Source organism: Cryobacterium sp. TMT2-17-1 (genome assembly GCF_004402765.1).
GTDB lineage: Bacteria > Actinomycetota > Actinomycetes > Actinomycetales > Microbacteriaceae > Cryobacterium > Cryobacterium sandaracinum.
On record NZ_SOGC01000011.1, the window covers coordinates 70,207 to 77,148 of the forward strand.

Genomic DNA, 6,942 nt, shown 5'->3' on the forward strand with positions numbered 1-6,942 from the left:
TCCGCCCCACCAGCAAACTGTGAGCCCGCAGTCGTACTCGAGAGGTTTCATATGTCGGCGTTCCTTGCCTGGCTGGCTGACTTGCCGCCCCTGGTCCAAGTCCCCATCATCATCCTCGCGTTCGTCGCCCTGGTGGCCGCGATCCTGTTCGTCGTCGAGATAGCCCCGCGCAAGGGCACCGGCTACACCGTCATCCGTCTCGCCGTCTGCGTCGCCGCCCCGCTGCTCATCCTGCTCGCCGCGGGATCGTACTGGTGGGCCATCGCCGCGGCCGCCGTTCTCGGCGGAGTCTTCTTCATCGTCGACTACCGCTCACGCTCCGGCGCCGGCTACCTCTTCCAGCTCTTCGGCTTCCTCGCTCCGGCTATCCTGCTCCTCATCGTCGGACTCATCATCCCGACCATCCAGACAACGGTGCAGGCGTTCATGAACTCCCGCGGAACCGAGTTCATCGGCCTCGACAACTTCGTCTGGGTGTTCACCCAGCCGGAGGCCATCCGCACGGTGCTCAACACGATCGTCTGGGTGCTCATCACTCCGCTCGTGTCTACGATCGCCGGCCTGGCCTATGCGGTCTTCATCGACAAGAGCCGCGGCGAGAAGTACTTCAAGATCATGGTCTTCATGCCCATGGCCATCTCTTTCGTCGGGGCGTCCATCATCTGGCGCTTCGTCTACACGGCCCGGCCGGCCGACCAGAACCAGATCGGCCTGCTCAACCAGGTTGTGGTGTGGTTCGGCGGCCAGCCCGTCGACTTCCTCGCCAACGCACCCTGGAACACGGTCTTCCTGATCGTCGTGCTGATCTGGGTGCAGACCGGATTCGCCATGGTCGTGCTCTCCGCCGCCATCAAGGGCGTGCCTGCCGAGCAGATGGAGGCCGCCGAACTCGACGGCACCAACGCCTGGCAGAAGTTCACCAACGTCACGGTGCCCGGCATCCGCGGCGCCCTCGTCGTCGTGTTGACGACGATCTCCATCGCCTCCCTCAAGGTCTTCGACATCGTCCGGACCATGACCGCAGGCGCCAACGACACCAGCGTCATCGCGAACGAGATGTACACGCAGTTCAAGAACTTCGAGCAGGGCCGGTCCGCCGCCTTCGCCGTGATCCTGTTCCTGCTCGTGCTCCCGATCGTCGTCTACAACGCCCGCCAGATTCAGAAGCAGAGGGAAATCCGATGAGCGCGATTCTTCCGGTTGAGCTCCCCGTCGACAAGAACACCAAGAGCCAAACTCGCCGAGGCGAGCGCCGTCAGGAGTTCGTGGCGGCCAAGCGCACCAAGAAGCGGTTGACCAGTCGAGGCGCCACGATCGCGGCGCTCGTGATCGCCGTGCTCTGGACCGTTCCGACCTTCGGGCTCTTCGTCTCCTCCTTCCGCCCGGCGCAGGAAGTACGCACCACCGGCTGGTGGACGCTCTTCTCGAACTGGGGTCTGACCATCGACAACTACAGCGATGTGCTCCAGGCCGGCAACAGTCAGCTGAATCTGGCCGGTGCGTTCATCAACTCGATCGCGATCACCCTGCCGGCCACACTGCTGCCGCTGATCATCGCCAGCCTCGCGGCCTACGCATTCGCCTGGATCGACTTCCGCGGCAAGAACGTGCTGTTCATCGCGGTTTTCGCGCTGCAGATCGTTCCGCTGCAGATGGCCCTCGTGCCGCTCTTGCAGTTCTTCTCGCGGGGTGAGGTCTTCGGCTTCCCGGTGGTCTCCTCGATCAGCGACGCCGGCGGCTACTCGCAGGTGTGGATCGCGCACACGATGTTCGCCCTGCCGCTCGCCATCTACCTGCTGCACAACTTCGTGTCGGAGATTCCCGCCGACGTCATCGAGGCGGCGCGGGTCGACGGCGCCGGTCACGGGCAGATCTTCTTCCGCATCGTGCTGCCGCTGACCATGCCGGCGATCGCATCCTTCGCCATCTTCCAGTTCCTCTGGGTCTGGAACGACCTGCTCGTGGCGCTGATCTTCGCCGACGGTGCGGTGGCGCCGATGACCAAGCTGCTGGCCGAGATCACCGGTACCCGCGGCCAGGACTGGCACCTGCTCACGGCCGGCGCGTTCATCTCGATCCTGGTTCCGCTGATCGTGTTCTTCTCCCTGCAGCGCTACTTCGTGCGCGGCCTGCTGGCCGGTTCGACGAAGGGCTAGCCGCATCAGCGACTGTGCCCGTTCCGCCGCTGGCGCCCACCCGGGCCGCCGGTGTTCGGAACGGGCACATTTGTGTGCCGCGCGGGAGTTTAGAGTGAATTCATGAGTGGAATGCACGGTGGCGGCGGCGGTCGACGGGGGCGGGTAAGCGGCGCAGATGTCGTGGCGCAGCGGGCCGAGAACGCCGAGGCCCCGCGCATCCCGAATTTGCTTCGCCGGATCATCGGCCTGTTCGCGCCGCACCGCGCGAAGCTCACGGTCACCGTGGTTCTCGTATTCATCAGCGCGGCGCTCTCCGTCGTGCCGCCCCTGCTCGTGCAGCGGGCCTTCGACGAGGGGCTCTTCCCGCCCGGCGGCAGCCCGGACGTGCAGCGTCTCGCCGTGCTCGTGGGGGTGATGATCGCCATCTATTTGGGGACGCAGTTGCTCGGCGTCTGGCAGGCCTGGCTCACCGCCACGGTCGGCAACTCGGTGATGGGTGCCCTGCGGGTGCGGCTGTTCACCCACTTGCAGGCGATGGAACTGAGCTTCTTCACGCGAACGAAGACGGGCGTCATCCAATCCAGGCTGCAGAACGATGTCGGCGGCGTCGCGAGCGTGCTCACCAACACCATCTCCAGTCTGCTCGGCAACGCCGTGACCGTGATCGCGGCGCTCGTCGCGATGCTCCTGCTGAGCTGGCAGCTGGCGATCGTCGCCATCATCCTGATGCCCGTACTCGTCTTTGCCCAGCGCCGGGTCGGCCAGGTGCGGGCCCGCATCGCGTCCAGGACGCAGGAGTCGCTCTCGGACATGACGGCGATCACGCAGGAGACGCTGAGCGTATCCGGCATCCTGCTCTCGAAAAGCTTCACCCGCCAGAAGACCGAGATCCATCGGTATGCCGACGAGAATGCCAACCAGGTCGAGTTGCAGATCAGCCAGCAGATGAGCGGCCAGTGGTTCTTCGCCACGGTGAGCATCTTCCTCTCCAGCATCCCGGCGATCGTCTACCTCGTGGCCGGTCTGCTGATGGGCAGTGGAACGACCGACATCACGGCGGGCACGATCGTGGCCTTCACGACCGTGCAGTCACGGCTGCTGTTCCCGCTGCTCGGCCTGATGCGCGTTGCCCTCGACCTGCAGACCTCAAGCGCCCTGTTCGCCCGCATCTTCCAGTACCTCGACCTCCGGCCCGCGATCCGCGACGCCCCCGACGCCGCCCCCGTGCCGGCCCGCGGCGAGGCCGTCGGCCGGGTCGCCTTCGACGGGGTCACCTTCGCCTACCCGGATGCCGGCGCGGAATCGCGCCCCACCCTGGACGACGTCTCCTTCACGATCGAGCCGGGCCAGTTCGCGGCCTTCGTCGGCCCGTCCGGGGCAGGCAAGACCACCGTGTCCTATCTCATCCCGCGCTTCTACGAGGCCTCGGCCGGGCGGGTACTCTTCTCCGGCGTCGAGGTGCAGGGCCTCCAGCAGCAGTCCCTCGTCTCCCACATCGGCATCGTCAGCCAGGAGACCTACCTCTTCCACGCGACCATCGCCGAGAACCTCCGCTACGCGAAACCGGAGGCGACGGATGCCGAGCTCGAGGCCGCGGCCCGGTCGGCGAGTATCCACGACACGATCGCATCCTTCCCCGCCGGCTACGACACCCTGGTGGGGGAGCGCGGCTACCGGCTCTCCGGCGGCGAGAAGCAGCGCATCGCCATCGCGCGGGTGCTGCTCAAGGACCCCGAGGTGCTGATCCTCGACGAGGCCACCAGCGCCCTGGACGCCATCTCCGAGCGCGTCGTTCAGGCGGCCCTGGACACCGCTTCCCGCGGGCGTACGACCATCGCCATCGCGCACCGGCTGTCGACCATCGTGTCCGCCGACGTCATCTTCGTCGTCGACGCCGGCCGGATCGTAGAGAGGGGCACCCACGCCGAACTGCTCAAAGACGATGGCGTCTACGCGCGGCTGTACTCGGAGCAGGTCACGTCGCCGACGCCCACGGCCCCCACTCCGCTCACGCCGATAGAGTTGACCCGGCTCGAATCCGTGACGAAGAACCCTCGATGAAGGACTCTCGATGAAAATTGCCGACACCGTTCTCGACCTCATCGGTGACACCCCCCTGGTCAGGCTGCACAAGGTGACGGCTGACGTCAGCGCCACCGTGCTGGTCAAGCTGGAGTACCTGAACCCGGGCGGCTCCGCGAAGGACCGCATCGCGGTGCGCATCATCGATGCCGCCGAACGGGACGGCTTCCTGCTTCCCGGCGGCACCATCGTCGAGCCGACCTCGGGCAACACGGGCGTCGGCCTCGCTCTCGTTGCCCAGCAACGCGGCTACAAGTGCGTGTTCGTGCTGCCGGACAAGGTGGGCGAGGACAAGCGCAACGTGCTCACGGCCTACGGCGCGGAGATTGTGGTGACCCCGACATCCGTCGCCCCCGACCACCCTGACTCCTATTACAGCGTGTCCGACCGGCTGGCCCGGGAGATCCCGGGGGCTTTCAAGCCCAACCAGTACTTCAACCCGAACGGCCCGCTCAGCCACTACGAGACGACCGGGCCCGAGATCTGGCGCGACACCGACGGCACGATCACCCACTTCGTCGCGGGCGTCGGCACCGGCGGCACCATCACCGGTACCGGACGGTACCTGCGCGAGGTCTCGGGAGAGAGCGTGCGCATCATCGGCGCCGATCCGGAGGGCTCGGTGTACTCCGGTGGCACCGGCCGGCCGTATCTGGTCGAGGGCGTGGGCGAGGACTTCTGGCCGGGCGCCTACGACCCGGAGGTCGTGCACGAGGTGATCGCCGTCTCCGACGCCGACTCCTTCGCGATGACCCGCCGGCTCGCCCTCGAAGAGGGCATTCTGGTCGGAGGTTCGAGCGGCATGGCCGTCGTCGCCGCCCTGCGCGCGGCGAGAACCCTCGGCGCCGACGACACCATCGTCGTGCTGCTGCCCGACGGCGGGCGCGGCTACCTGGGCAAGATCTTCAATGACGGCTGGATGCGCAGCTACGGTTTCAGCAACGCGCCCGCCGGGCACACGGTCGGCGACCTGCTCTCGTCCAAGACCGGCGCCCTGCCGCCGTTCGTCTACGTGCACCCCAGCGCCACGGTGCACGACGCCATCGGAGTCATGACCGAGGCCAGCGTCTCCCAGGTGCTGGTGCTCACCGAAAAGCCCCCGGTGGTGATGGGCGAGGTCGTCGGCGCGGTCGACGAACGCCGGCTGATGGAACTCGTCTTCTCCGGCGAAGCGAAACTGGCCGACCGCGTCGGCGAGTTCGTCGGCGACTCCCTCCCGCTAATCGGGGTGAACGAGCCCGTCGCGGCCGCGCGCGCCGCCTTCGCCGGCCACGATGCGCTCCTCGTCACCGACGGCGGCAAACCCCTCGGCGTCATCACCCGCCACGACCTGCTCACCTACCTGAGCGCCTGAACAGCATGACTAAGGACGAATCAATGGCTCGCACACGAAACTTCGACACCATCGCCATCCACGCGGGGCAGGAATTCGACCCGACGACCGGCGCCGTGATCCCGCCCATCTACCAGACGTCCACGTATGTGCAGGAGAGCATCGGCCACCTGCGCGGCGGCTACGAGTACAGCCGCGGCGGCAACCCGACCCGCACCGCGCTTGAGACCCTGCTGGCCGCGCTGGAGGGCGGAAAGCACGGCCTCTCCTTCGCCAGCGGGCTCGCCGCGGAGGACACCATCCTGCGCGCGCTGCTCGCACCGGGCGACCACATCGTGCTCGGCAACGACGTCTATGGCGGCACGCACCGGCTGATCAACCGGGTGCACGGTGCCTGGGGCATCCTCAACTCCACCGTGGAGATGAGCGACCTCGCCGCCGTCGAACAGGCCATCATCCCGGGCGAGACGAAGATCCTCTGGGTGGAGACGCCCAGCAATCCATTGATGAAGGTCTGCGACATCGCCGCTCTGGCCCGGATCGGCCACCGCTTCGGCGTGACCGTGATCGTGGACAACACGTTCGCCTCGCCCGCGCTACAGCAGCCGCTGGCCTTGGGGGCGGACGTCGTCGTGCATTCCACCACGAAGTACCTCGGTGGCCACTCCGACGTGCTCGGCGGCGCCCTGATCATCAACGACGACGAGCTCGCCGAGAAGGCCCAGTTCCTGCAGTTCGCCGCCGGCCCCGTCTCGGCCCCGATGGATGCCTGGCTCACCGTGCGCGGAATCAAGACCCTCTCGGTGCGGATGGACCGCCACTGCAGCAACGCCCAGGCGATCGCCGAGCACCTGCAGGGCCACCCGGCGATCGACCGGGTCTACTACCCCGGCCTGCCGACGCACCCGGGCCACGAGCTGGCGAAGAAGCAGATGAGCGGCTTCGGCGGCATGCTGTCGATCTCCTTCGTGGGCGGCGCGGCCGCGGCGCGTTCCTTCGCCGAGGCCACGCAGCTGTTCCAGCTGGCCGAATCGCTCGGTGGCGTGGAATCGCTGGTCAACTACCCCTCCGAGATGACCCACGCATCGGTTCGCGGCACTGAACTCGAAGTAGCGGACAACATCATCCGTCTGTCCGTGGGCATCGAAGGCGTCGCCGACCTCATCGACGACATCGACCGGGCGCTCGCGGCCGTCTAGGCGGATAAATCCGTACAGCCGCGGCGGCCCTGGCTGCCGTGGCTGATGCGGCATCGCCGCTCAGGGAGATTACCTCCGCTTCGAACGAATTCGACGGAGATTTTGGCTCTCCTGCTTCATCTGTGGGTGTTTCGGAGCGCCTTAACGGCCGCACGCCGCTTCCTGTCTAGGTTTCTGACTGTCTAGGAAC

The 6,942-nt window shown here is 66.8% G+C and carries 5 protein-coding genes; all 5 read left to right on the forward strand.

Annotated elements, in window-relative coordinates; all coding sequences use genetic code 11:
• Positions 1 to 51: 51 nt before the first annotated feature.
• On the forward strand, positions 52 to 1,185 hold the full coding sequence (locus E3O47_RS03070; protein WP_134342291.1) for a sugar ABC transporter permease: 1,134 nt from the start codon (positions 52 to 54) through the stop codon (positions 1,183 to 1,185).
• Entirely contained in the window at positions 1,182 to 2,156 is a 975-nt protein-coding gene (locus tag E3O47_RS03075) for a carbohydrate ABC transporter permease (RefSeq protein WP_134401033.1), read from the forward strand. The genes E3O47_RS03070 and E3O47_RS03075 overlap by 4 nt, the downstream gene beginning before the upstream one ends.
• Before the next feature lie 102 nt (positions 2,157 to 2,258).
• Complete coding sequence (locus E3O47_RS03080) at positions 2,259 to 4,199, forward strand: ABC transporter ATP-binding protein (protein ID WP_134371982.1); 1,941 nt, start codon at positions 2,259 to 2,261, stop codon at positions 4,197 to 4,199.
• A 10-nt stretch (positions 4,200 to 4,209) separates the two neighbouring features.
• Positions 4,210 to 5,574 (forward strand): cystathionine beta-synthase, encoded by a 1,365-nt coding sequence (locus tag E3O47_RS03085; protein ID WP_134401034.1) that lies wholly within the window; start codon positions 4,210 to 4,212, stop codon positions 5,572 to 5,574.
• A 23-nt stretch (positions 5,575 to 5,597) separates the two neighbouring features.
• Positions 5,598 to 6,752, forward strand: coding sequence for a cystathionine gamma-synthase (locus E3O47_RS03090; RefSeq protein ID WP_134419478.1), 1,155 nt, complete (start codon positions 5,598 to 5,600; stop codon positions 6,750 to 6,752).
• Positions 6,753 to 6,942: the final 190 nt, after the last annotated feature.

Bases quoted from the DNA above. Each gene is read 5' to 3' on its own strand.
- E3O47_RS03070 (WP_134342291.1), top strand. From the start codon at position 52: ATGTCGGCGTTCCTTGCCTGGCTGGCTGACTTGCCGCCCCTGGTCCAA.
- E3O47_RS03080 (WP_134371982.1), top strand. From the start codon at position 2,259: ATGAGTGGAATGCACGGTGGCGGCGGCGGTCGACGGGGGCGGGTAAGC.
- E3O47_RS03075 (WP_134401033.1), top strand. From the start codon at position 1,182: ATGAGCGCGATTCTTCCGGTTGAGCTCCCCGTCGACAAGAACACCAAG.
- E3O47_RS03085 (WP_134401034.1), top strand. From the start codon at position 4,210: ATGAAAATTGCCGACACCGTTCTCGACCTCATCGGTGACACCCCCCTG.
- E3O47_RS03090 (WP_134419478.1), top strand. From the start codon at position 5,598: ATGGCTCGCACACGAAACTTCGACACCATCGCCATCCACGCGGGGCAG.